The 24123-nt window shown below is 70.3% G+C and carries 25 protein-coding genes and 1 pseudogene; 19 read left to right on the forward strand and 7 right to left on the reverse strand.

Going from position 1 to position 24123, the window contains the following annotated elements; genetic code table 11:
- Positions 1-40 precede the first annotated feature (40 nt).
- Positions 41-535, forward strand: a complete 495-nt coding sequence (locus tag OG410_RS38745; RefSeq protein ID WP_329303439.1) for a DUF4188 domain-containing protein — start codon at positions 41-43, stop codon at positions 533-535.
- Between the two features lie 566 nt (positions 536-1101).
- Here the strand turns inward: OG410_RS38745 and OG410_RS38750 are convergent.
- From OG410_RS38750 to OG410_RS38760, 3 genes are all read right to left on the reverse strand, one after another.
- Positions 1102-1797, reverse strand: coding sequence for an alpha/beta fold hydrolase (locus OG410_RS38750; RefSeq protein ID WP_329303440.1), 696 nt, complete (start codon positions 1795-1797; stop codon positions 1102-1104).
- A 34-nt stretch (positions 1798-1831) separates the two neighbouring features.
- Positions 1832-2371, reverse strand: coding sequence for a hypothetical protein (locus OG410_RS38755; protein WP_329303441.1), 540 nt, complete (start codon positions 2369-2371; stop codon positions 1832-1834).
- A 139-nt stretch (positions 2372-2510) separates the two neighbouring features.
- Positions 2511-4130: an FUSC family protein gene (locus OG410_RS38760; protein ID WP_329303442.1), complete on the reverse strand. Its 1620-nt coding sequence runs from the start codon at positions 4128-4130 to the stop codon at positions 2511-2513.
- Positions 4131-4232: 102 nt separating this feature from the next.
- Between OG410_RS38760 and OG410_RS38765 the strand changes: the two genes are divergently transcribed.
- Together OG410_RS38765 and OG410_RS38770 are read left to right on the forward strand one after the other, a co-directional pair.
- A complete protein-coding gene (locus OG410_RS38765) occupies positions 4233-4763 on the forward strand; it encodes a MarR family winged helix-turn-helix transcriptional regulator (RefSeq protein ID WP_329303443.1) in 531 nt (176 codons plus the stop codon).
- An 11-nt stretch (positions 4764-4774) separates the two neighbouring features.
- Entirely contained in the window at positions 4775-6091 is a 1317-nt protein-coding gene (locus tag OG410_RS38770) for an alpha-amylase family glycosyl hydrolase (RefSeq protein WP_329303444.1), read from the forward strand.
- Positions 6092-6290: 199 nt separating this feature from the next.
- Here the strand turns inward: OG410_RS38770 and OG410_RS38775 are convergent, their stop codons facing one another.
- Positions 6291-6905: a helix-turn-helix domain-containing protein gene (locus OG410_RS38775; RefSeq protein ID WP_329303445.1), complete on the reverse strand. Its 615-nt coding sequence runs from the start codon at positions 6903-6905 to the stop codon at positions 6291-6293.
- Positions 6906-7346: 441 nt separating this feature from the next.
- Here OG410_RS38775 and OG410_RS38780 point away from each other — a divergent pair, with 441 nt between their 5' ends.
- The 14 genes and pseudogenes from OG410_RS38780 (at position 7347) to OG410_RS38845 (ending at position 20340) form a co-directional block, all read left to right on the forward strand.
- On the forward strand, positions 7347-7616 hold the full coding sequence (locus tag OG410_RS38780) for a phosphopantetheine-binding protein (protein WP_329303446.1): 270 nt from the start codon (positions 7347-7349) through the stop codon (positions 7614-7616).
- Positions 7609-8376, forward strand: a complete 768-nt coding sequence (locus OG410_RS38785; RefSeq protein WP_329303447.1) for an SDR family NAD(P)-dependent oxidoreductase — start codon at positions 7609-7611, stop codon at positions 8374-8376. Before OG410_RS38780 ends, OG410_RS38785 begins: the two co-directional genes overlap by 8 nt.
- A gap of 25 nt (positions 8377-8401) precedes the next feature.
- A complete protein-coding gene (locus OG410_RS38790) occupies positions 8402-8875 on the forward strand; it encodes a MaoC family dehydratase (RefSeq protein ID WP_326783654.1) in 474 nt (157 codons plus the stop codon).
- Positions 8875-9681: an SDR family NAD(P)-dependent oxidoreductase gene (locus OG410_RS38795; protein ID WP_329303448.1), complete on the forward strand. Its 807-nt coding sequence runs from the start codon at positions 8875-8877 to the stop codon at positions 9679-9681. The genes OG410_RS38790 and OG410_RS38795 overlap by 1 nt, the downstream gene beginning before the upstream one ends.
- 25 nt (positions 9682-9706) lie before the next feature.
- Positions 9707-10999: a beta-ketoacyl synthase N-terminal-like domain-containing protein gene (locus OG410_RS38800; protein WP_329303449.1), complete on the forward strand. Its 1293-nt coding sequence runs from the start codon at positions 9707-9709 to the stop codon at positions 10997-10999.
- The gene (locus tag OG410_RS38805) at positions 10996-12309 is read left to right on the forward strand and encodes a beta-ketoacyl-[acyl-carrier-protein] synthase family protein (protein ID WP_329303450.1); all 1314 of its coding nucleotides are present in this window, start codon (positions 10996-10998) and stop codon (positions 12307-12309) included. Before OG410_RS38800 ends, OG410_RS38805 begins: the two co-directional genes overlap by 4 nt.
- A 5-nt stretch (positions 12310-12314) precedes the next feature.
- Complete coding sequence (locus OG410_RS38810; protein ID WP_329304444.1) at positions 12315-13028, forward strand: alpha/beta hydrolase; 714 nt, start codon at positions 12315-12317, stop codon at positions 13026-13028.
- Positions 13029-13242: 214 nt separating this feature from the next.
- Positions 13243-13791, forward strand: a pseudogene (locus tag OG410_RS42730) (ACP S-malonyltransferase); the annotation flags it as partial.
- A 55-nt stretch (positions 13792-13846) separates the two neighbouring features.
- Positions 13847-14143: a hypothetical protein gene (locus OG410_RS38820; RefSeq protein WP_329303452.1), complete on the forward strand. Its 297-nt coding sequence runs from the start codon at positions 13847-13849 to the stop codon at positions 14141-14143.
- Between the two features lie 561 nt (positions 14144-14704).
- Positions 14705-14935, forward strand: a complete 231-nt coding sequence (locus OG410_RS38825) for a DUF397 domain-containing protein (protein WP_326790655.1) — start codon at positions 14705-14707, stop codon at positions 14933-14935.
- 79 nt (positions 14936-15014) lie between these two features.
- Positions 15015-15818: an SAM-dependent methyltransferase gene (locus OG410_RS38830; RefSeq protein WP_329303453.1), complete on the forward strand. Its 804-nt coding sequence runs from the start codon at positions 15015-15017 to the stop codon at positions 15816-15818.
- Positions 15819-16290: 472 nt separating this feature from the next.
- Entirely contained in the window at positions 16291-18231 is a 1941-nt protein-coding gene (locus tag OG410_RS38835; protein WP_329303454.1) for an FHA domain-containing protein, read from the forward strand.
- Positions 18232-18443: 212 nt separating this feature from the next.
- Positions 18444-19070 carry a TetR/AcrR family transcriptional regulator gene (locus OG410_RS38840; RefSeq protein ID WP_329303455.1) on the forward strand — a complete coding sequence of 209 codons (627 nt, stop codon included), beginning with the start codon at positions 18444-18446 and terminating at the stop codon, positions 19068-19070.
- A gap of 265 nt (positions 19071-19335) precedes the next feature.
- Positions 19336-20340 (forward strand): patatin-like phospholipase family protein, encoded by a 1005-nt coding sequence (locus OG410_RS38845; RefSeq protein WP_329303456.1) that lies wholly within the window; start codon positions 19336-19338, stop codon positions 20338-20340.
- Positions 20341-20469: 129 nt separating this feature from the next.
- Here OG410_RS38845 and OG410_RS38850 read toward each other — a convergent pair whose 3' ends face one another.
- Positions 20470-21000: a hypothetical protein gene (locus OG410_RS38850; protein ID WP_329303457.1), complete on the reverse strand. Its 531-nt coding sequence runs from the start codon at positions 20998-21000 to the stop codon at positions 20470-20472.
- Between the two features lie 209 nt (positions 21001-21209).
- Between OG410_RS38850 and OG410_RS38855 the strand changes: the two genes are divergently transcribed.
- Positions 21210-21953 carry a class I SAM-dependent methyltransferase gene (locus OG410_RS38855; RefSeq protein ID WP_329303458.1) on the forward strand — a complete coding sequence of 248 codons (744 nt, stop codon included), beginning with the start codon at positions 21210-21212 and terminating at the stop codon, positions 21951-21953.
- On the opposite strand, the gene OG410_RS38860 is transcribed toward OG410_RS38855, so the two are convergent.
- Together OG410_RS38860 and OG410_RS38865 are read right to left on the reverse strand one after the other, a co-directional pair.
- Positions 21926-22249, reverse strand: coding sequence for a hypothetical protein (locus OG410_RS38860; protein WP_329303459.1), 324 nt, complete (start codon positions 22247-22249; stop codon positions 21926-21928). The genes OG410_RS38855 and OG410_RS38860 overlap by 28 nt on opposite strands.
- A gap of 63 nt (positions 22250-22312) precedes the next feature.
- Positions 22313-22624, reverse strand: a complete 312-nt coding sequence (locus OG410_RS38865; protein ID WP_329303460.1) for a hypothetical protein — start codon at positions 22622-22624, stop codon at positions 22313-22315.
- A gap of 308 nt (positions 22625-22932) precedes the next feature.
- On the opposite strand from OG410_RS38865, the gene OG410_RS38870 reads away from it, so the two are divergent.
- On the forward strand, positions 22933-24123 hold the full coding sequence (locus tag OG410_RS38870; RefSeq protein ID WP_329303461.1) for a hypothetical protein: 1191 nt from the start codon (positions 22933-22935) through the stop codon (positions 24121-24123).

A 24123-nucleotide genomic window follows, 5' to 3' on the forward strand; every position in this document is an offset into this window, starting at 1 on the left:
ATGGATCGTGTCACTATCCAACACGAGAACGGGGAATCTCATGGGTAATGCACCGACATCTGGGCGACGGGTCACGGCCGCCGCCGAGGGAGACGTGGTCGTCTTCCTCATCGGCATGCGCATCAACCGCTGGCGGGCCGTCCGTCACTGGCTGCCGGCCCTGGCGGCTATGCCGCGCATGCTGAAGGAGCTCACGCAGGACAGCGACAGCGGGCTGCTGGGCCACCGGAGTCTGAGTGGCGGTCCGCGCGTGTTCACCGTCGCGCAGTACTGGGAGTCGCGCGAGAAGCTGCTCGCCTATGCCTCCGACCAGGCGGGGGAGCATCGCCCCGCGTGGGCGGCGTTCAACCGCCGTCTGCGGAGCAGCAAGGGCAGCGTGGGGGTCTGGCACGAGACGTACATCGTCCCGGCGGGTTCGTACGAGTCGATCTACGTCGACATGCCGCCGACCGGTCTGGCCGCGGCATGGGGAGTCGAGCCTGTGGAACGGCGCGGGGAGCGAGCGGCGCAGCGGCTGGAGAGCCGGGCGTCTTGAGCGACCCCGTGCCGAGCCGGAGCCGGTGACAGGCGTCCGGCGTCATGCTTGAGCGCTGGACCGACATGCGTGAGTCAGGCCCGTCCGAGTCGGTTCCGCCCGGGTCGGTCTTTCCGGCGGACACCTCGCCCGGAGGGCGGTGGAGTGCGGTGGAGGGGGTGAGGGCCCGAGACCGGGCAGGGATTCGGGCCCTCACGTCGCGCATCCGTCGGGGGCGTTTGCGCGCTGTCCACTTCAACGAGCTTCGTCTCCGGGGGATACGTTTCCTTCGCGGCCGGGCCTGTTCCGGCGGTCCAGGGGCATGCCGCCCGACGGGACGGACGCGCGAACCCGCCGACCACGGCCACGCATTTACCGCGACCGTCCGGTTACCGCGACGCCCGGCTACGCCGGCCGTACGACCCAGTGTCGCGGTGTCCCGGTGTTCACCACGAAGTCCGGACCGCCTTCCGGCCGAAGGTGATCGAATTCACGAGAGGGCGCTGTGCTCCATGAAGATCCCAACTGCTCTTTTGGTGCTGCCTGTTGTCCAATCGGCGGGGCAACAGGAGAAGTCGGGGAACGCTTCACGGCAGCCGCTCGACCAGCCTGTCGACGAGCGGCGACGGGTGTGACAGCGCGGCCAGGTGTCCGCCGGGAATGGTCTCGGCCTCGATTCCGAGGCGGTCGCGGGCCACTCGGCGCTGGAAGTCCACCGGGAAGAACCGGTCCCCGGTCGCGGCCAGCACCCGCGTGGTGGTGTCGGGCCATCGCTCGATGTCGCAGGGCTGGTCGAAGGCGATGTCGGCCTCCGGCTGCTCCTGGCCCGCCATGGCGGCAGCGACCTCGGCGGGGACGTCGTGCAGGAAGTAGGTGTCCAGGTCGAATTCGGCGCCGTATCCGCCGGCTTCGGCGGCGGCGAGGCGGGCCGGTTCCGAACCCGTGTTGCCCCACCACTGTCCGGGCGTCTCGCCCGGCAGGGGCACCATCGCGTTGACGAGCACCAGCAGTCCGACCGGAACACGGGTGCAGACCATCGGCGCCGTGAAACCGCCCATCGACTGCGCGACCAGCACCGTATCGGTGCGATCGCCGATCACCTCGGCCACGGCGTCGGTGTACTCGGGCAGTCCCGAGGACTCGTCGGCGCCCGGCAGGCCGACCGCGACCGCCTCGTGCCCCCTCGACCGCAACTCGGACACCACACGATGCCAGAACCAGGCCGAACCCCCGGCTCCGGGAACCAAAACAAACACGCTCGCCCTCGCTTCCGTCCGTTTCACCCCTGACGACGTAGACCGCCGGGAGCGACGAAAGTCATCGGTGGCGGGCCTGGCGGCCTTCCTGATCGATGTTCCAGCTGTAGGGCAGGGCTTCGTCGCAGAACACGCAGACGAAGTCGTCCTCGCGCACGACATTGACCTGTTGGCACGACACACAACGCCGGAACACCACCTGGTGGGTGAACCCGCCGGGACGCTCGAACCCGGCCCGGTTCAGGGCATCCGCTACGGCCGGCCACGAGTCGACGTCCGGGCAGTATCCGGTCGACTGGTTGCTGACCTCGTCGACGACCCAGCGCCCGCACTCCTCACGGAAGCTCACCTCGCCTGCGCTGAGCACCGATTCTCCGCCCGCGCACACCACGTGCTCACTGCGGCGCGGTGCCAGGCGCAGCGCCCCTTCGATGTCGACCACGAAGGTGAAGGGCTCGGCCCGCTCCTCGACGCCGCGGGCGGACAGCCACCGGGTGAAGTCCGCGGCCGAACGGATGCGGGCACCCTCTTTGCCCGGCTGGACGAGGCCCCTGAGTTCAGTGGGCCCGACATAGCGGTAACCGGGGCGCGGCGCGTGCATGCAGGCCAAGGTAGACGAAATCCGCAGCGCCGGCTGTCCCGTACACCGTCGACTGTCCCGTACGGTGCCGGCTGTCCCGAACCGCGTCGGCCAGGACCGTTTTCCATGCGCCTGGCTGCGACCGCCGCGCGCTCCGCCGTCAGCCGGTCGCGGTCGCCGTCGCGTCGGATGTGAGGAGCGGGGACGGACCGAACAGCGCACTGAGCACGTCGAGTTGGCCGTCGATCGCATCGAGGGCGGTGAGGGCGGCGGGGACGGAACCGTCGGCGGGAGCAGTTGCCCCGGGTGCCCGCGACAGCTCCTGGGGGGCCGCTTCCGCGGCGGTGGGCGGGGCCGGGCGCCGTCCGATCGCCCGGCGTACGGTGAGCGCGTGCGCCGCGACCCCGGCGCGCCGCTGTGCCACGGCGGGGTCGGCGGTCAGCGTGTCCGGTGCCGACCCGGCGGCGTCGGTGAGGTCGTCGACGGGGTCGGCGCAGCGCCGCAGTGCTGTTACGGACCGGAGCGTGAAACGGTCCGGGTGCCACCGCGCGGGCACGGCCCGGGGGAGGGGCGCAGCGGCCAGGATCCGCATCGGAGCCGTCACGATCGCCAACTGTTCCACCCGGTAGGCGAATCGGGCCTGCGCCAGGCGGACGGCCCGGCCGTCGCGCCAGTCCGTCTCCAGCAATTCACCCAGACTCGACAGCGCCGCCGCGGTCCGGGCCCGTATCACCGCCTCGGTCCGGATGGGCAGCACGAGCCAGGAAGCCGCGATGCCGAGAACCGCGCCGACCGCGATCCCGGCCAGCCGGGTGTGCAGCAGGTCGCCGGGACTCTGCCCGAACCAGTCGTAGAGCAGCGAGAGTACGGCGGTGACGCAGCCCGCCCAGTACGCGTAACTGAGTTCACGCAGCCATGTGGCCACGGCGAGCACGACGAAGATGACGACGACCGCGGTGTTCGACCGCGGCCCGAACTCTCCGGAGACGGCGGTGGCCACCACCGTGCCGGCCGCGGCGCCGAGCGTGCGCCAGGCCCCTTTGACCAGGACGTCGCCGCGGCTGCGCGCACCGCTGCACACCAGGAACGCCGTGAGGACCACCCAGGCCCAGTGGTCCGGCCACAGGTTCCGGCCGATCGCGAACGCGGCGGTGAGCGCCGCCGCCATCTGCAGGGCCATCCGGGTGCTCGCGGTCAGGCGGCGGCGCGGGGCGCGGGGCGCCGTGGTCACCTTGGCGGACGGCGGCCGTGGTACGAGACCGGTGCGCTGTGCCGTCCACGTCACCACGGTTCCCCAGGCGACCGCCGCCAGCGCGGTCACCGCCGCCCAGGCGGTGTGCTCGTGCCCGTCGGCGGGAACCGCCCCGGCGGGCACCACCAGGACCGCTATCAGCGGAAGAACGACGAGCGTGCCCGCTCGCGTGGCGCGGGGACCGAACCGGCGCACCCAGATCGCCCCCGCGACCCCCACGACGAACGCCGTGTCACCCGCGAGGGGGTGCTGCTGGATCAGGGTGCTCAGTTCCGTGCCCGCCGCAGCCGCGCAGGGCAGCACGACGCAGGCCGACAGCCGGTCCGTCCGGTCGAAGAGGCGTTGCACGCGACCGAGCGCCGAGGCGATCACCACCGCCTGCACCACACTGTCCACGCGCAGTCCCGCCTCGTGCTCGACGAGCAGGGCCCAGCCGTACGTGCCCAGGACCGTCGCCATGGCCACGGCCGTCGTCCGCAGGTGTGTCCCTCGCGGATCGAAGTGCAGCGCACGACGCGTCGACCTCATAAAACTACGCAACACGTAGGATCACCGCCAAGAAAGCCGCTGGAATCAGCCATCTGGAGACCTACCCTCGGGCGGTATCGTAAGTGATACCTTAGCAATGTGATGGGAGAGCGAACAGAACGCGAGGACGCGGAACGCGTCGGGGCCGAGGGTGACGCGGAGCGGGCCGGGTCCGAGCGGCGGGACGGACGGGCCTCCGCCGAGATCCGGCAGGGCGTCATCCGGCTCGCCCGCAGGCTGAGCGCGGAGCGCCCCGCGGACGGGCTCAGCCTCAACAAGAGCAGTGTCCTCGGCCACCTGCGCCGCAACGGCCCGATGTCGGCCGGTGCGCTGGCCGCCGCCGACCATCAGCAGCCGCAGTCCCTGACGCGGGTCTTCGCGGACCTCGAACAGGAAGGTCTGATCAGCCGCACGCGCGACGCGCAGGACGGGCGACAGCGTGTGGTGGAGCTGACCGAAGCGGGCCGTGCCGCCCTCGCCCGCGACATGGCGCAGCGCGATGCCTGGCTCGAAGTCGCCCTCGTCGATCTCACCGAGACGGAGCGTCAGGTCCTCCTGCTCGCCGCCCGCCTGATGAACCGCCTCGCCGACTCCCCGGCCGCCGTGCCCGGCTCCATGACCCGACCCCACTGACGGAGGCTCCCGTGTCCTGGCCCGACCACGCCATCTGGTGGCATGTCCACCCCTTGAGTTTCCTCGGCGCGGAGGCGGACGCCCTGCCCGCCGACGTGCCCGTGCAGCACCGGCTGCCGGTCCTCGCCGACTGGCTGGACCATCTGGTCGGACTCGGCTGCAACGGCCTCGCCCTGGGGCCGGTCTTCGCCGCCGAGACCCACGGCTACGACACGACCGACCACTTCCGCATCGATCCCCGCCTGGGCACCGAGGCCGATCTGGTCGAACTGATCGACCGGGCCGCGTCGCGCGGGGTCCGCGTCCTGCTCGACGGCGTCTTCAACCACGTCGGAAGGTCTTTCGCGCCCTTCGCCGACGTGGCCCGGCACGGTGCCGCCTCCCCGTACGCGGACTGGTTCGTCCCCGAGGGCGACGACTTCCGGACCTTCGAGGGGCATCGTCATCTCGTCACGCTGAACCACGCGTCCCCCGCGGTCGCCGACCATGTCGTCGAAGTCCTCGGCCACTGGCTCGACCGGGGCGTCGCCGGCTGGCGGCTCGACGCGGCCTACGCGGTTCCGCGGCCCTTCTGGCGGACCGTCACGGACCGGGTCAGGTCCCGTCACCCCGGCGCGTGGTTCAGCGGCGAGGTGATCCACGGCGACTACGCGGCGTACGTCGTCGAGGGCGGACTCGACACCGTGACGCAGTACGAACTGTGGAAGGCGATCTGGAGTTCGCTCAACGACCGCAATCCGCACGAACTGGCCTGGGCGCTCAAGCGTCACAACGCCATGCTCGACACCTTCGCGCCGCAGACGTTCGTCGGCAACCACGACGTCACCCGCGTCGCCAGCCGGCTGGAGGAGCCCGGTCATCTGGCGCACGCGCTCGCCGTGCTCCTCACCGTCGGGGGGACACCGTCCGTCTACGCGGGAGACGAACGGGCCCGTCAGGGCGTCAAGGAAGACCGGGTGGGCGGGGACGACGCCATCCGTCCCGCGTTTCCCGCTTCCCCGTCGGAGCTCGGCGCCGACGGACTGGCCGTGCAGCGACTGCACCAGACCCTGGTGGGCGTGCGTCGCCGCCACCCCTGGCTGGTACGTGCCCAGACCCGGGTCCACACGCTCGACAACACCGTCCTCAGCTACAACCTGGCGGCGCCCGATGCCGGCTCCACTCTCGCGGTCGCCCTCAACTTCGGCCCCGCTCCGGCCACCGCCGGCATTCCGGCCGCCGTGTGGACGCCGGTCGCGGGCGACGCGTCCGTCGATTCCGCCACGGGTACCGTGTCGCTTCCCGCGACGGGCTGGTTCATCGCCACGACATCGGGAATCCGCAACTGATCCCGGTCAGGCCGACGCTGCTTTTCCGGCAGCGGCCATGGCGAGGAATCGACGGTAGTGCGCCCGTCACGACATCAGGGCGCACAGAAAACCGCCGTCGAGCCAAATCAGTCCTGTCGGAAAACGTTTCAGCCGTGTTGGTGACCCGGCGATTTCATAGCGTTGAAACGCTCGCGCAAGTCGATTTCGGACACCTGCATCACGCGGCGTCCGCACCGAATGCGCGAGCCCACGCATTGCGCCAGAGAGTGAGCCGGCGCCCACGTTGTCCGCATGCCTGGACATAGGCGACGAGCAGTTCCTCCGACGGCATGCGAAAACCGGCCAGAATGTCGGCGACCGTACTGCGCGGCAATGGTCCGGCGCCGAGGTCGCGGGCCTTCTTCTCCATTTCACGCAGCGACGGCTGGCCGGCGGCGAGCCGTGCCTGGTGCATCGCTTCGAGGAGATGGGCCGGGTGGTACACGAGTTCCAGTTTCCGTTCGCCGCGTGGCGCGGACGCGACCTCGCGGCCGTCGGGAGTGTGGCCGGATTGCCGCGCCGCCTGCTCCCAGCGCAGTCGGGCCTCGCGTCGCGTGGCCCCGCAGACCTGCGCATACGCTTCCACGACATGGCGGCGGGGCAGGAAGGTGCCGCGGTCGGCCCGGGACAGGGTGACGGCGGAACAGGCGGGATCCGCGATCCGCAGACTCTCCGTCCGCTCCGCCATCTGCCGGTAGGTGAGCCCGGATCGTTGGCGCAGTGAGCGCAGCCATTGAGCCAGTTCATAACACTGAGCGGATTGCGGGATGGGTGTTCTGCTCCGCCCCACCACTGCCCCCTGGATGTCGAGACTGCCGGACGCGTGACGCGTTCGATGGTATGTCGATCGACGACGCCCACTGATTCGGTCGATGCCGGGGCCCGGGCATTGCGTACCACTAGGAGGGCCCGTTTTTGTCTTTACTTGGGCTCACATAGATCGACGCTATGGATGGCCTCGATGAAGAGTCAAGGAGGCTTTAACTTACTTTACTCTGCATGGGGATCCTTTTCCTTTCGGTGGATCTTTGGTTCATTTTGTCCGGGAAGCGGAGTAATGGGATCCGTGTGTCCACATGGGGTTTTGCGCGAGCGTCGGCCAAGCGGCCCAGTGAGTGTCCCGAATCCTGCTGCATAACGGCCTTGCTGGCTCATTCACCGCTCTGCTGACATGGATTTGCCCGGCCGGAGGTGCCGACCGGTCCTGCCCCTGCCAAATCTGCGGAGGAATGCGATGACCACCGTGTCCCATGCTGCCCAGGCCGAAATCATCGAGTTGCTCAAGGAGGTCAAGCCGGGCATAGCCGACCAGGCGATCGAGCCCGGACACTCCGTGGTCGAGGACCTGGGCCTCGACTCGCTGGACCTGCTCCAGCTCGCCCGCCGCATCAACCGCCGCTTCGGCGTCGAGTTCGACCTCGACCAGTGGAACGCCGAAGCCGACGAGCACCACCGCAGCATCGCCTCGATCGTGGCCGTCGTGGCCGCCGGCGATCGTGCCTGATCCGGCCGAGGTCACCCGCGTCGCCCTCGTCACGGGTGGTTCACGGGGGATCGGCGCCGCCGTCTCGTACCGCCTCGCCGCCGACGGGCACACCGTGCACCTCGTCTGCCGCAGTGCCCTGGACGCCGGACGCCGCGTGGTGAAGGAGATCGAGGCCGCAGGCGGCCGCGCGGTCCTGCACCAGGTGGACATCGGCGACGAGGCCGACGTCGAGGGCCTGGTCGAGCGGGTGACCGCCCAGGAGGGCGCACTGCACGTACTGGTCAACAATGCGGCCGTGATCGACGACCAGCTCCTCGCGGTGACCCGCACCGACCGCTGGGAGAACGTTCTGCGGACCAATCTCACCGGTCCCTTCCTCACCAGCAGGGCGGTTCTGCCGACGATGCTGGACCAGGGCTGGGGGCGGATCATCAACATCTCCTCCAACTCCGCGCGTACCCCGGGACCGGGGCAGAGTGCCTACGCGGCGTCCAAGGGCGGCCTCGAAGCCCTCACCCGCGCCCTGGCCGTGGAGGTCGGACGCAAAGGCATCCGGGTCAACTGCGTGGCGCCCGGCAAGGTCCGCACCGAGATGACCGCGGCCGTCGCCGACCAGCTGGGCCCGGACAGCGACGGCACCCGCTGGGGGCTGCCCGAGGACATCAGCGGACTCATCGCCTTCCTCGCCCGTGACGAGGCGGACTACATCCAGGGCCAGACGTTCACGGTGGACGGCGGCCGCATGGTCATGCGCGGCCCGGGCCGGCGATCCCGGTGAACCGGCGGAGAACGGAGGAACAGCCGTGGGGGCCGTGAAGTACTGGGAGGACCTGGCGCACGCGCCGGTGCGCCGGTTCGGACCCGTGGTGTTCGGCGGCCCGCTGCTTGACCAACTCCTCGACCTGATGGGGGAGAAGCACCCGGTGCACGACAGCGACGACTTCGCCCGGGGCACGGACCGCCGGCGGCGCATCGTGCCCGGAGGTTTCATCCACTCCATCACCTCGGGCTGGGTGGTCCAACACGGCTCCCCGGCCGCCATCGTCGGGATGCGGAGGCTGAGCTGGGACTTCGTCAGGCCGCTGTATCCCGACACCCCGTTCTGGTTCACCACCGCCACCGACCGGGCGGAGGAGATCGACGACCGGATCGGCCTGGTCGAGACCACCCGCCGGGTGTTCGACGAGAACGACCGGACGTACGCCATCGGACGCATGAGCGTCGTACTGCTGCGGCACGCCGCGCGGCGGACCGCGACGGCGGAAAGGGTTCAGTGATGGACAGTCAGTATCAGCCCCTCAAGGGGCGGGTGGCCTTGGTGACCGGCGGCTCGCGCGGCATCGGCGCGGGCATCACCCGCAAACTCGCGGCCTGGGGAGCGACCCTGGCCGTCAACTTTGTCGACCGGGAGGGCCCGGCCAAGGAACTCGCCGAAGAACTCGGCGAGCAGGGTACGGAAGTGACACTGCACCGCGCCGATCTGAGCGAACCCGCCGAGATCGAGAACCTGATGGCGGAGATCGGCGAGATCCACCAGGACCTCCACATCCTCGTCCAGAACGCCGCCGCCACCAAGTTCGCCCGGCTCGCGGAAGCCTCCCTCGGCGACTGGCAGTTCGTGCAGGACACCAACTCGCGGGCCACCTGGCTGCTCGCCAAGCACGCGCTTCCGCTGATGCGTGAGCGCGAGGGAGCCCGATTCATCACGATCACCAACTCCACGACCACGCGCATCATCCCGCGCGCCGGACTGTTCGCCGCGGCCAAGGCGGGACTCGAGGCGCTGACCGACTACCTCTCCTACGAGCTGGCGCCCTACGGCATCGTCGCCAACTGCGTACGTCCCGGACTCGTCCAGACCGGCGTCTTCAAGGTCCGCCCCGACTTCGCCCACGGCGTCACCAAGGAACTGTCCGTCTCGCCGTGGCCGGGTGACCGCATGACCACGCCGGAGAACAGCGCGGACGTGGTCGCCCTGCTCTGCCTGGAAGAGGCGTCCTGGATCGCCGGACAGACCATCACGGTGGACGGTGGATACCGCCTGTGGGGCGGCATCAGCGGCGGAGGCCGACGTGCCGAGTGAACGCGCCGCCGCGGAGGCCGTCGGCGTGACGGGAGAATACGCCGGTCGGCAGGACCGTCCCGGCATCGTGGTCACCGGCATCGGCGTGATCTCCCCGGCGGGCATCGGCGCGGCCCGGCTGTGGGAGGCCATGGCGGCGGGCAAGACCTTCTTCGACACCGGCGGCCACGACGGGCCCGCCCCCGCACTGCCGTGGCCGTCGGCCTCCGTCGACACCACGGAGATCACCTGGCCCGCCGGCCGTGACTGGGCCAACGCCGGCAAGTACGCCAACCAGTCCGCCCGTTGGGCCCTCGCCGTCGCGGGTCAGGCCCTGGAGCAGGCCGGGATCACCGGTGACACGGAGGACGTACGCGGCGGCACCGTGATGGCCGTGGGCAGCAGCAGCGACGAACTGAGCGACGTCATCCCGCAACTCGCCTCCCGCTTCCGCAACGACCCCAGGCCCCTCGCGAAGTTCCTCCACGACGAGGTTCCCGACTACTCCTACATACGCGGCATCCCTTCGCAGCTGGGCCAGTTCGTCTCGATGGCCAGCGGATTCCGGGGCTCCAACGTCGCGGCCTACGGTGAGGCGGCGGCCGGCGGCACCGGCGCACTCGCCCTGGCCGTACGGCTGTTGGAGAGCGGCGAACTCGACCGGGTGCTCGTCGTGGGCGTCGGCGCGCCGCTGACGACCACCGCGATGGCCGCCTTCGACCAGGACGAGCCCCTCGGCACCCGCGCCACGGCCGGCGCCGGACCCTTCGACGCCGACAGGTCGGGGACCCTGCTCGGCCAGGGCGCCGCCGCCGTCCTCCTGGAGCGCGCCGACGCCGCGCGCGGCACGGCCCGCGCCCGGCTCGCCGGCTGCGAGGTGCTGGCCGCCGCCGACGTCACGGCCTCCGCCGAACTCGTCCTCGACACCGTACTCGCCGACGCGGACAGCACACCCACCGTCTGGTGGGCACACGGCGCGGGCTCCGCCCGTCTGGACCGCGTGGAGACCCGGGCGGTACTGCCCCGCGCGGGCAGCCTGCCCGTCACCGGCTCCAAGGGCACCATCGGCAACGCCTTCGAATGCTCGGCGCTCATCGACACCGCACTGGTCGTGGAGAGCCTCGGACGCGGCGCACTTCCCCCCGTGGGCCTGCTGCGCCGCCCCGACCCCGGACTCGGCGGGCTGGATCCGGTCATGGGGGAGACCCGCCCCCTGGGGCCGGCGCCGACAGCGCTGATCACGGCGTTCAACCAGGGACAGCACTCGACAGCGGCGGGAGCCCTCGTCATCGCATCGACGCACGGGACCTCGGCCGACGACGGGAAGGCACGGACATGAGCGACGACATCGTCATCACCGGCATGGGGGTGATCACCCCCATCGGCGGGGACGTCGAGACGTTCTGGTCGGCCAACCTCGAAGGCCGCTCCGGAGTGGTCCGGGAAGAGCGGATGGACACCACCGGACTGCCCTGCGGCTGGACGGCGGGGCTGATCCCGGAGGACGTCAAGGCGAAGGTCGCCGCGGACTACGGCGCCCCCGACAGGTCCTGGGGCGACTCCCTCATGCTCGCCTCGGTGGACCAGGCGCTCGGCGACGCCCGCCTCGGCGAACTGCCCGCACAGGCCGGTCCGGCCGCCCTCGTCTACGCGCGCGTGTGGCCGGGCCCCACCGGCTCGTTCCCGCAGGACTACGTCACCCATATGGAAGACCTCGCCGAACGCTACGACAGGATCGGCAACGAACCCGCGGCCGTCCTCGAATCCCTGCGCGCCAGGCATCTCCCGCCCGAGACACGGGACTTGTCGGCCTATCCGACCGAGATCACCGAGCGCCTCGGGACGGCCGTCATCCCCGTACGACTGGAAGCCACCTGCTCCGGCGGCCTGCGCGCCATCGCCGAAGCCGCCCGGCTGCTGCGCTCGGGACGCGCGCGGTACGCGGTGGTGTCGGCGGCCGTCTCCCGCAACACACCGTACGTACTGTCCCAGTACGGCCAGCTCATGGCGCTCTCGCGCTGGAAGGGCGACCCCGCCCTGGCCTCCATGCCCTTCGACAGGCGCCGTACGGGCATGGTCATCAACGAGTCGGCGGGCGCGCTCGTCCTGGAGACCGCCGAGCACGCCGCCCGGCGCGGGATGACCCAGCCGTACGCCGTCATCGGTGGCTGGGGGCTCGCGGTGGACACCCGCCACATGACCGCTCCCAGCGTGGACATGATCGAACGGGTCATGCGGACCGCCCTCGAACAGGCCGGCGCACACCCGGACGACGTGGACGCCATCAACGCCCACGGCACCTCCACCCGCCTCAACGACGTCACCGAAGCCCGCGCGCTGCACCGGCTCTTCGGCGAACGGACGGCCGACCTCGATGTGAGCGCCGTCAAGTCGCTGACCGGGCACGGCTCCGCGGCCTCCGGCGTGGTGGAGACCGCGGCGGCGGCCCTCACGATGTGCCGGGGGACCATCCCGCCCGTCACGACCTCCACCGAACCCGACCCCGCCTGTGCCGTGCGCACCTCCCTCACCCCGGTACGGCGACCGGTCGCGACCGTGCTGAAGAACTCCTTCGGCTTCGGCGGCCAGTACGCGTCGATGCTCTTCCGCCGGCCGGCCGCACCACGGCCGGCACCCCAGCCGGTGTGAGCACGATGGACCGGCTGCAGTACGAGACGGCCGACCCCACCCGACCGCACCGCGGCACCGTCGTGTGGCTGCACGGCATCGGCCAGGCGCCGGGCGACCTGATGGCCGTGACCCAGCGGTTCCGGCTTGCCGAGGCGGGAGTGCGCGGGGTGTTCCCGCGCGCGCCCGTCGCGGCTCCCAGCCTGCTGAGCGGGCTGGCGGTGCCGTGCTGGTTCCCGCAGAACCTCCTCACGCTCGACCGGATGGACGTCGAGGGCCTGCTGGCGGCGCACCGGCCGCTCTCGAAGCTGCTGGAGGCGGAGGCCGACCGGATCGGTGCCGGGCGGATCGTGCTCGCGGGCTTCTCCCAGGGCGCCACGGTCGCCCTGACCATGGCCCTCACCTACACCCGACGGCTGGCGGGCGTGGCACTCTACGCGCCCTTCATGCCTCCCGATCTGCCCGCGCTGCTTCCGACCGGCCGTCCGTCGCCCGCCAACAGCGGTCTGCCGGTCTGGATCGGCCACGGGGCACGGGACTGGGTCGTCCCCGAACGCAGCGGTGCCGGGCTGAGGGACCTGCTCACCGGCTGGGGACATCCGGTGACATGGCAGCGCTATCCCGGCGGACACGAACCGTTCGCCGGAGTACGGGCATCGCTTCCCGTCTACCTGAGTGACGTCCTGGACGTCCACGTGCCGCGGGTCCCCGGGACGGGACCGGCGGCACGCGCCCGCTGACCCGGGGCTACCGGCACGCTCTCCTCGCACCGCCCGGACTTCCGGAACCGGCCTCCCCCTCCCGGTTCCGGAAGTCCGGGCCACCCGCACGTCGACCGGAAAGGCGTCCGCACCGATGTCACAGGAGTCATCCCTGAGAACGGCTCAGAGTCCGGAGACCGTGCCGTTCGGTGTCGGCCTGCTCTTCCCCGGTCAGGGAGCCCAGCGCCCCGGCATGGGTGAGCCCTGGCGCGACACCCCGCACTGGAAGGTCGTCACGCGTCTCTCCGAGGTCTGCGGACGGGATCTCGGCCGACTGCTGCTCGACGCCGGAGCCGAGCAGCTGACGCGCACCGACACCGCCCAACTCGCCACCTTCACCTTGGAGATGGTGGTGCTCGACGCACTGCGCACGGCGGTGGGCGACCTGCGGCCCGCGGTGTGTGCCGGACACAGCCTCGGCGAGTACGCCGCCCTGACCGCCGCCGGGGTGCTCGACCCGGAGGACGCCACGCGACTGGTCGCCGAGCGCGGGGCCGCCATGGAAGAAGCCCACCGGCTCACACCCGGCACCATGGCGGTACTCATGGGCACCGACATCGTGCCCAGAACGCGGAGACTCGCCGCCAGGATGCGTGCCGCGCACCGGGCTCAGGTGTGGGTCGCCAACATCAACGGCGCCGAACAGGTCGTGATCTCCGGCACCGTCGAAGCGGTGGCGGCGCTGGCCGACGAGGCCGCGCGCGACGGTGCCCGCGCGGTCCGTATCCCGGTCGGCGGCGCGTTCCACACCCCCTTGATGGCTCCGGCCGTCCCCCGCCTGGCCGAAGCCGTCGACCGTGCTCCCCTTCACCCCGCGCTGCTCGGTGATCGCGAACGTCGACGCCCGCGCTCACCTCCACGATCAGGAACGGTGGCGGGCGATGATGCTCCGTCAGGTCGTCATGCCCGTGCGCTGGGCCGGCTCCATGCGCACGCTCGCGGCCACGGGCCGCGGCCGTCTCCGCCTCATCGAGGTCGGCCCCGGCACGACACTCGCCAACCTCGCCCGCAGGGCCCTGACCGACGAGGTCCCGGTCCGTTCCGTCGCCACTCCGGCACAGGTGGAGGCCCTCGCCGCCGAGTGGTGGCGGTGACCGACGCGACCTGACGCGCGCGGACCGACGCCTGCGACCGCATCGCCCGTGACGACAACATCCGGGACAGGAGGGGGAGTTCGGGTCGCTGTGCGGTGGCGCGAGGATCGCCAGACCTGTCCGTGAGGGGGAAGGTCATGGCAGACTGCTCGGCGTCCAGGGGGTCGATGAGGCGTGAGACGTGAGCCCACCGCGGTCTGCTCCGACCGTTCGCGATGCGGTGCCGGGCGTACGACCGCGCCGTCCGTGATGGATGAGCGGCCGAACCTCCGCGTCTTACGGGTGAGCCGGGCTTGCGTCACACTGCCGCTCCCGAGACGGTTCGGGTCCCTCTCCCGCCTACCGCCCCCGGATCTCCCGGACACCGTCGGCATCACACCGGCCTCGACCGTGCCGGTACGCCGAGGACCGGGAGCGAGCCGCCCTGTGCGGCGCGGAGTCTCGTCGTACCGCGACGAAGTACGCCTGCACCGCGCGCTGTCCGGCCGGACGACTGCCCAAGCCATGCCCACACGACGTACCAGGGAGTTCCTGGTGGACGTCCGCAAGGAGACAAAGACGATGAAGCACGCCGTGAACGCCGCCGAAGAGCTGGGAACCCAAGGGTGGAGCAAACCCTGGAGCGCCGGCAGCGACGGCGGCTGCGTCGAGATCAAGAAGCTCGGCGGCGGCATCGTGGCGGTCAGGCAGGCGACGGACCCGGACGGTCCTGCCCTCATCTGTGCCTCGTCGGTCATTGCCGAGTTCGTCGGCGGTGCCAAGGAGGGGCGAGCGGACTTCCTCGTCGTCTGACACACGTCTCTCTGACGGCAGTGCCCGGCCACAACCCGATCAATTCCTACGATCACGCCCGTAACGGCGGAGGACCGAAGTGACAGACGCAGGAACACGCGCGGAAGAGATCGACACCAGCAAACCGCAGTCGGCGCGCATGTACGACTACTTCCTGGACGGCAAGGACAACTATCCCGTCGACTGGGAGGCAGCCGAGCAGGTCATCTCCTTCTTCCCCGCGGTCAAGGAAATGGCCCGGACCAACCGGGACTTCATGCATCGTGCCGCCCGACTGCTGGCGCGGCGGGGCATCCGCCAGTTCCTGGACATCGGCACCGGAATCCCGACCGCGCCGAACCTTCACCAGATCGTCCAGGCCATCACCCCCGCCGCTCGCGTGGTGTACGCCGACAACGACCCGATCGTCCTGCGGCACGCGGAGGCGCTCCTGCACAGCGACCCGCAGGGACGTACCGCCTACATCCAGGCGGATGCGCAGGAGCCGCAGAAGATCCTGGCGGCGGCACGGCAGACCCTCGACTTCGATCAGCCGGTCGCCCTGTCCATGATGGCCCTCCTGCACCTGGTGGGGGACGAGGACGACCCGTACGGCATCGTGGCGGAACTCCTCGACTCCCTCGCTCCCGGCAGCTACTTGGCCCTGTCCCACGCGACAGGGGACTTCGATCCCCAGGCGTGGGAGCGGGTCGTGGAGGTCTACCGCAAGGGGGGAACTACGGCGCAGGTCCGATCACGCGCTGAATTCACCAGGTTCTTCACCGGACTTGAGCTCCTCGACCCCGGAATCGGACTCGCCGCCGAGTGGGATCCCGAGGGAGAGCACGCGCACACCGAGGGCGAACAGATCCCGTTGTACGTGGGCGTCGCCCGGAAGCCATAGGGGGCCGTATCCGACCACCGAGCCGGGCGGTGACCGGGTCCGCGGCAGACGTGGAGAAGCCGAACACGTCTGCCGCGGCCGAGCCCCTGACGACCCGAGCCGGTCCGGGGCGCCCCGGGTCCGCGACGCGGGGGCGCGGTCGGCAACGCGGTCGGCAACTCCCCTGCGGCGCCGCTCGGCTGACATCGAGTCGGCAGTGAGGCGCGGCCCTCCCTGCCCTGGCGTGGTCCGTTCCGCCGACGCCGGACAGCCTCTCCCGAAAGGCTCCGGATTCGGGCATGATGGGGCATCCGTACCGGTCAAGCGACTCTACGCCGTTGTCGGACTCAACCGTTCACCGTTCCCGTACGTCGAGTGAATGTCGCGCCGCACTACCGTCGCACGCTGCCCGGTCACGCCGCCCTGACGTGTGTACGGGGGGCACCGCGACAGCGGCAATGTCGTCAACCTGGGAGGAAGTCCAGTGGCGCCGGTGCTTGTTGGACGCGAAGGAATACTGGCCGGAGAACGGATACCGGTGATCGGCACCCGGGTCACGTTCGGACGCAACCCCGAGAACACCGTCGTCGTCTCCAGTCCGAGCGTCTCGCGCTTCCACGCGGAGATCGTCCTGGACGACACCCAGGGCTACGTTCTGCGTGACTGCGGCAGCAGCAACGGCACGCTGGTCAACGGCGAGGAGATCGACTCCCGTCTCCTCGAGCCCGGGGACGACATCACCATCGGCGACCAGGAGTTCCGCTTCGAGGTCGCGGACGCCATGGAGACGATCATGGCGCTCTCCTTGCCCAGGTCGCTGACCTGTGGTGACGAGGAGATCGAGCAGGGGCCGGTGCTGCGGGTCACCATCGCGGGCGGCGGCCCCGTCGGCCTGTCGCTCGCGTTGCTGCTGGAGCACTTCCTCGGCGCCCAGGTGAACATCACCATCCATGACGGCCGTTGGCGCAAGCAGGGCCGCAAGATCGTCTGGAAGGACGCGAGCCAGGGCAATGTGCGGCGCCAGCAGGTGGTGACCGTACAGAGCCGCCAGTACCTCAGCCTGCCCGATGAGGTGCAGGCCCGGCTCTTCGACCCGGACAGCTACACCGAGATGTGGCCGTCGGGTCCCGACTCCATCGGCGATCACCACCCGCGCAACATGCGCATCGCCTACATCGAGGACCGGCTCCTTGAGGTGGCGAACGAGAAGCGGAGTCGCATCCAGCTCGTGCCGGCCCGGTTCGACGTCGACGAGCAGCAGGAGACGCTGGCCACTCAGCACGTACTGGCGATCTGTGACGGCGGGCGGTCGCACACGCGCGAGCACTTCGCCGCCAAGTTCGGCAAAGCGGACGAATCCATCTACTCGCTTGACGGCCGTCATCTCCAGGACGTGATCCTCGGTCTGCGCGTGAAATCGGGTCTGGCCGACCCCATGGCCGTTCTTCTGACCGTCGGGCAGAACCGCTTCCTGCTCAACTCCCTGCGTGGCGAGGGCTTCCTCAACATGCGCCTGACGGACGCGGAGGCCGCGGAGGTCGTAGGCATCGACCCGGTCCGCCGCGTCTTCGAGGAGTGCATCGCCTCTCGGCCCTGTCTGATGGGACGTGACGAGCACGGAGACTTCCGTTGCTCCACGCACAGCACGCTGTTCCTGCCGGCCCTCATCAAGGGCTCCGCTCTGTGGAAGCGGGTGGGCGAAGGGCTGCGTCTGTTCGGTGTCGAGCCCGGTGAACTGCGTGCCGTCACCTCGTTCCGCCTCAGCATGGTGCAACGCCCCCGCTTCACCGCCGAGTTGCTGCCGCCCACGGCCAACTCCACAGGTACGTACGGCTTCCTGCTGGGCGACGCCGCCAACTCCATCCACTTCTGGCCGGGCCGGGGACTCAACAGCGGCCTGGCCTCGGCCGTCTCGCTCGCACGGTCCCTCAACGGCGCGTGGAACGGCAAGCCTTTCCGGGACGCGGACTTCCTGCGCCACGAGGCCGCCATGTCGATGCTCCAGTATCGCCACAAGAGCCGCGCCTGGAAGGCGATGGTGACCACGGACGACCAGGGCGCGACCTGGGCCATCAAGGACATCATCGCGCACGGCATCGACGGAATCGCCGAGGACCCGGATCGCGAGGCCGACACCGCGACGCTGCTGGAGCGGCTGCGGGGCATCCGTTCCCGACTGGCGAAGCGCATGACCGGCATGCCGGACGACGAGGCGATCCTGGAACGACTGGGGACCCTGGAGGACAGGACGCTCCGCATGCTGGTGCTCAGCGGCGCCTGGGACACCCTCACCATGGGCGGCGAGGAGGTCGACATCGACATCTTCTACGGCCCGGACTCCGCGGCCGCGGCGGCGGCCGTCGAGGCGCTCGAGCCGGTCGCCCCCTCCGATCCGGCCGTGACCCCCTCCGATCCGGCCGTGGCCACCGGCTGACGGCCGGGGTCCGGGCCGGCTGACGATCGCTGGTCGGGCCCGGCCGGCGACGGGGCCGGACCGGATGACCACGTGCCGTCCCGAGCGGCCGGCCACGGCGGTCCGGTCGGCCGGCCGCTCGCTGGCCGGCGGACTGTGAGGGTAAAGTGGGGCGTTCAGTCCCATGTCACCAGCGGCTCATGAAGGCAAGACCCATGCGGGAGCGAACGAGCATGCCCAGCGAGCGAGAGCCGGGCGTCCCGGTGGTCGGTCGATCCGCCCAGGCCGCGGCGACGAGACAGCAGATCGTCGAGACGGCCAAGGGACTCTTCGCCGGCCGCGGCTACCAAGTGACCTCGTTGCAGGCCATCGCGGACGAGATGGGCCTCACCAAGGCCGCGGTCTACTACCACTTCCGGACCAAGGCGCAGATCCTCCAGGCCTCGCTCGATCCGGCGGTGGAGGAAATGACCGTGCTCCTGGACGAGTTGGCGGGCGTGGCGTCACGGCAGGAGAGGCTGGACGCGTACGCGGTCGGTTGGGTCGATTTCCTGGTCCGCAACCGCGAACTCGGAACCATGCTCCTGCACGATCCCGAGATCCGGGCCGCCAGCGTCTACGCCGAGAACGACGGGCGCAGGCGACGCATTCTGCGGGTGCTGTTCGGCAGCTCGCCCACGCCCGCGGAGCGCATGGCCTACGTGATGTGCGTGTGGATGCTGGAGGGCCTCGGTGAACTGTCCGATCTCCCGGACGACGACCTGAGGGCCACTCTGCTCCTGACCGTCCGGGGCCTCCTCGCGGTGCCGGGGGCCGCGGGCGCGGGGCCCGGAGGGTCCGCGGAGTCCCGCGAGGTGTGAGGCAACGCCCACGAGGTGCCCCGTTTGGCTAGCCATCGGCTAGTGAGTGGCTGTTCACTGGTAAAGTGGTTGCCTGGGCGGACGGTGCTGCCACACTCTGTGGCAGCGGCCGGGACTGTCTCCGCCCGCACGGCCCGAGCGGCGGTCGGCGGCCCAGCAGCAGCCAGGCCATGATCCCGGGGGGCGGGCGCGCTCGTGCTGTGCCGTCCCCGGGCGCTGCGTGCAGAAACCACCCCCCGAGCTGTCCCCTGGAGCCCTGACCGCGATGACGACGACCGCCACGACCTCCGCCGCCACGTCCGAGCCCGAGGAGCCGCACCCGGTCTGGGGCGTGCTCACCGAGCGCGCGCTAACCGGCAGCCGCCCCGGCGCGCGCGCCGACGGGCACCGCGTCGCTCTGGCCATCGAGGGCGGCGGGATGCGCGGCATCATCGCCGGCGGGATGGCCCTGGCCCTCCACGAACTCGGACTGACCAACAGCTTCGACGCCGTGTACGGCGCCTCCGCCGGTGCCGCCTCCGCCGCGTGGCTGCTGAGCACGAGTCCGGAATCGCTGCGCTTCTGGGCTGTTCCCAAGTACGCCCGGACGCTCATCCGGCGCTCGAACCCGCTGCGCGGCAGGCCGCTCGTGGACCTGCACGCCTTCTACGAGGTGCTCTACCGCTACGGCGACCAGGACTGCGCACCGATGGACTTCGCCTCGATCCTCGCGAGCGACATCGAGTACCACCCACTGGCCACCGACGCCGAGACCGGGGAGTCAACCGACCTGCGGCCCTTCATAGGCGACGCCGCGGAACTGCGCCTCGCACTGCGGGCGAGTGCGTCCCTGCCACTGCTGGCGGGAGAACCGGTGACGCTGCGCGGACGCCGGTTCTACGACGCGGGCGTCTCCGAATCCGTGCCCTACCGAACCGCGCTGGCTCAGGGGGCGACCCACGTCATGGTGCTGCGATCGCGGCGTGCGATCGATGTGGCCCGGCCGTCCCGCTCCGCTCCATGGATCGCGAAGACGGTGTTGCGGCGTGAACCCGCGGCCTTGCGGCAGGTGTTCCTCGACCGCGAAACACGCCTGGCCGATGACGACGCCCGCCTGAGCGACCATGAGGCCGTCGTCTCGATCCGTCCCGCCCCGGACTCGCCGACCGTCGGCCGGCTGGCGAGCGAGGGTGACCTGCTGGAAACCGCGCTGGAAGCCGGCCGCACCGCGGTACACGACACCTACGGTCGCCTGTTCGGCACTGGCGAACGCCCGGCGGCCACCGACTGACGCGCGGAGCCCTCGCCGTACACAGCGGGCGGCCTTGCAGCCGGGGCAAGATCCCGACAAGATCTGCCCGGAGCCCGGAGCCCGGAGCCCGGAGCCCGGAGCCCGGAGCCGGCCGACCGTGGGCGTCCGTCAGCCGTCGCCCAACTCGACGAAACGACCGGTCCAGGCCCTGAACCGATCGTCGTGCCCCTTGCGCGCTTCCCAGAGCGCGTTCGGATCCTCCGGCGCACCGAGCCCGAACGTCCGGTCCAGCCAGGCGAGGAACTCGGTGTGGCCCTCGCTGTGTTCCTTGACGATGTCCGGATCGAGGAATCCTTCCGAGACCGGCTCACTGTCGATGGCGAGAAGCCGGAACAGCTCCCTGAGGTCCCGCGCGATCACATAGAGGTCGCCTTCGTCGCCGACGAAGACGACGGGCAGGGCGGCGAGGTCGGCGCGGTCGTCGCACCGCCACAGGGCGTAGTGGGAGCCGGTGCCGTTGGCCTGCGCGAAGGGGATGAACCGGCTGAGGAACTCGGCATCCTCCGACCAGGTGTGGAGTCCGGCGTCCCCGCCGTACTCGCACAGCTCGAAGCCTTCCGCGTAGTACACGGGACCGAGCCGGTCCTCGAACTCCTTGAGCAGGTTCAGTTCGGGGACGGGCGAGTACGACTCGCTCATGCGACCTCCTGGGCCGTCCCGGCATCACGGGTTCGTCTGCCCGGGGCCGGGCCCGCACAAGATATCTTTCGAGGCTTTCGATGCCGCGACCGGTGCCCGTCCCTCCCGGAGAGCGGGTGCGGACCGTAGCGCTGATCCCCGTTTCCGCAAGACCGCCAGTTCCCCGGGCGGCGGCCCGGTGAGGGCGGCTTCTTCGCATACTGAGGGGCATGGCCATCTATGACACGCTCGGCGCTACGTACGGCCGGACCCGGCAGCCGGATCCGCGGATTGCCACGCAGGTGCATGCAGCGCTCGGGGACGCCAGGACGGTGATCAACGTAGGAGCGGGCACCGGTTCCTACGAGCCGGAGCAGACGGTTCTCGCCGTCGAGCCCAGCCAGATCATGATCGCCCAGCGCCCAGGAAGGTCCGCGCCCGCCGTGTGCGCGGTCGCCGAGCGTCTTCCGCTGCGCGACGACGCCGCCGACGCCGTCATGGCGCTGCTGACCGTCCACCACTGGACCGACCTCGCGGCCGGGATCGCCGAACTCCGCCGGGTCGCGCGCCGCCGTATCGTCATCCTGACCTGGGACCAGGAGATCTTTCGCGAGAAGTTCTGGCTCGTACGCGAATACCTGCCGCAGGCTGCGGCGTTCGACGACACCAGAGCAGTCCCGATCGGCCGACTGGCCACGCTGCTGGGCGGGGCACGTCAGGAGCCCGTTCACGTCCCGCACGACTGCACGGACGGGTTCGGCGCCGCCTACTGGCGTCGCCCACACGCCTACCTCGACCCCCAAGTACGCGCCGGAATCTCCATGTTCGCCCAGACCGGACAGGACGTTCTCGCTCCGGGCCTGGCAGCGCTCACCGACGACCTCGCGACGGGTGATTGGCACAGGCGTCAAGCCGATCTGCTCGCGCTCGACACCATCGACGTCGGCTATCGACTCCTGGTGGCGGACGCCTGACCTTCGCGAGGACTCCTGGTCACGTGCCTGCCCCTCTCTTCGCCGACCTGGAAGCCGTCGGGCCAGCGGGTGTCGTCCGGCGTGTATTCATGCACGAAGAAGCCGTCCGGGGAACGTCTGAACCCGGGCAGCGATCGCGCCCGTTCCACCCGCTCTTCCGCCAGTTGCCTGGTCGAGTACAGCCCGAGGATCTTGAAGTCGTCCTCGCTGTCGTCCCAGAACAAGGGTTCTCCGTCCTCCAGGAAGTCGGCGGCGACGGAGTCGGGTTCGAGAGAGATGTGGTGCCTGTGCACCAAGAGATGGACGGTCTGGTTCACTTCACGCCTTCGTGTGCCGGGTCGGACGAGGAACGAGGCGGTTCAGTCCTGATGTGTCCCGTCCGGGAATTCGGTGACGAACCCGTGGGTCCACAGATCCTCGTCGAGCGTCAGAGGGGAGATTTCGAAGCAGTCGGGCTCGCCGCGGAACCCCGGCAGCCCCTTCGAAGCCTCTCGCTGCGCCTCCGCCGCCGCTTCGGTGGTGTGGACGCCGACGAGGCGCCACTCCTCTTCATCCAGGTGCATGGTTCCGTCGGGATCCTGATGGATGATCCGCCCGTCCTCCTCCGTGGCGAGGTGGCGAGCGTGCCACAACACGTGGACTTCGCCGCTGGTGCCCTGCTCGAGCGTCATGGTGGTCGACAACTCCCTTAAGGGATCAGGCGTTTGAGGTCTGACACCCCTGCCGGCCGCTCCTGGACCTCTGATGCGCGCTTGCGTTCGGTCGATAGTGCCCCGCCTTGCCGCTCGGGTGCGAGCGAGATACGGCGCTGGGGAGCCTGACCGGACCCTGCCACGTCTCTTTTTGCGTGGCCCATGGTCTCAGCCGCGCTCTCATCGGCCGGGTGCAGACCGGGGAACGATCAACACCCCTTATTCTGCCGCTGGTTGGCGATTGGTTGGAACACTCGTGGACGCAGGGAAGAGGCGGGGGAACGCACATGACATATCGGCGCGCGGTGATACCGGCACTGGTCGGAAGTCTGCTGGTCACGTTGTTGCTGTGGTGGGCGGGGGAGAGTGCGCAAGCACTTCAACTGCGCGGCGCCACCAGCGTGTTCGACGCCCAGTCCGTGAGTGAACTCCGACTGTGGCTGGCACCCTGGTCGTACGACCCTCCGTCGGCGCTTCTGGCCGACGGGTCCACGGAGGCTGCCACGGGCGGAGGCGCGGCGTTCGGCGGAAGCTCCCACTACGCCGACCTGTACACCACCGCGATGCAGATCAGATTCGTGGCCGTCTTCGCGTTCTTCCTGACCGGCGCGCTGATCCTGATCCGCAGGATCCCGCCGACGCAGGGCCGTACCCCGGCCACGGTGCTCGGACTGTGGGCCTGGACCCCGATGGCCGGGATGCTGGCCGTGACCGTCTCCGCGCCGTGGCTGATCGCGTCGTACGGGCACGGGAGCTTCCGGATGCTGCCGCGACTGGCGTCCGTGATCGTGTCGAGCGGACCGGTCACCGTGCTCGCGGGCCTGGTGACCGCGCTGGTCACCGTGCTCGTGGCGCGGGTCACCGCCAAGGGGGACGAGCCGTCGCCCAGGCAGAGCGTGCCCCCGCGCTCCGCACGCCTGGCCGCGAGCGCGGGAACCGCGGTGATCGCCGTGTCTCTGGTGGTCCTGTCGTACCAGTCCGTGGCTGCCTGGATCCAGACCTCGTTCGACGGCGCAGGCCTGCTGTCCGAGCCCGGCGAACTGCTGCGCGCGTGGCTGCTGCTCGGCAGCTGGACGAGTCCGGCGAGCACGCCCGTCGGCGACTGGCTGCTGTACCGGGCGGCCGACGCGCTTGTGCTCGTCGTGGTCTGGTGGGCGCTGCGGCTGCTGCCCGGACTGCTCACCCGGACCACGGCACCGGCGATGGCCCTGGGCGGGGTCTGCGCGACCGTCCTGGCGCTGTGGGCGGGCCGGGTGGTGCGCATAGCGTTCGACAGCGCGTTCGTCGTGCGTGGTCCGGTGTCCCTGATCACCCAACTCGACGCGGGTGTCCCGGCCGCCCTCACCTTCGGTATCGCCGCGGGGCTGACGGCCCTGGTGACACTGCGGCTGGCGGGAAGCCGTGACGTGGGCGAGGCACCGGCGTCGACGGCCGATTCCGGCGAGCCCGTGGCCGACACCACCCGCACCGAGGAGTAG

It is taken from the genome of Streptomyces sp. NBC_00659 (assembly GCF_036226925.1).
Classification (GTDB): Bacteria; Actinomycetota; Actinomycetes; order Streptomycetales; family Streptomycetaceae; genus Streptomyces.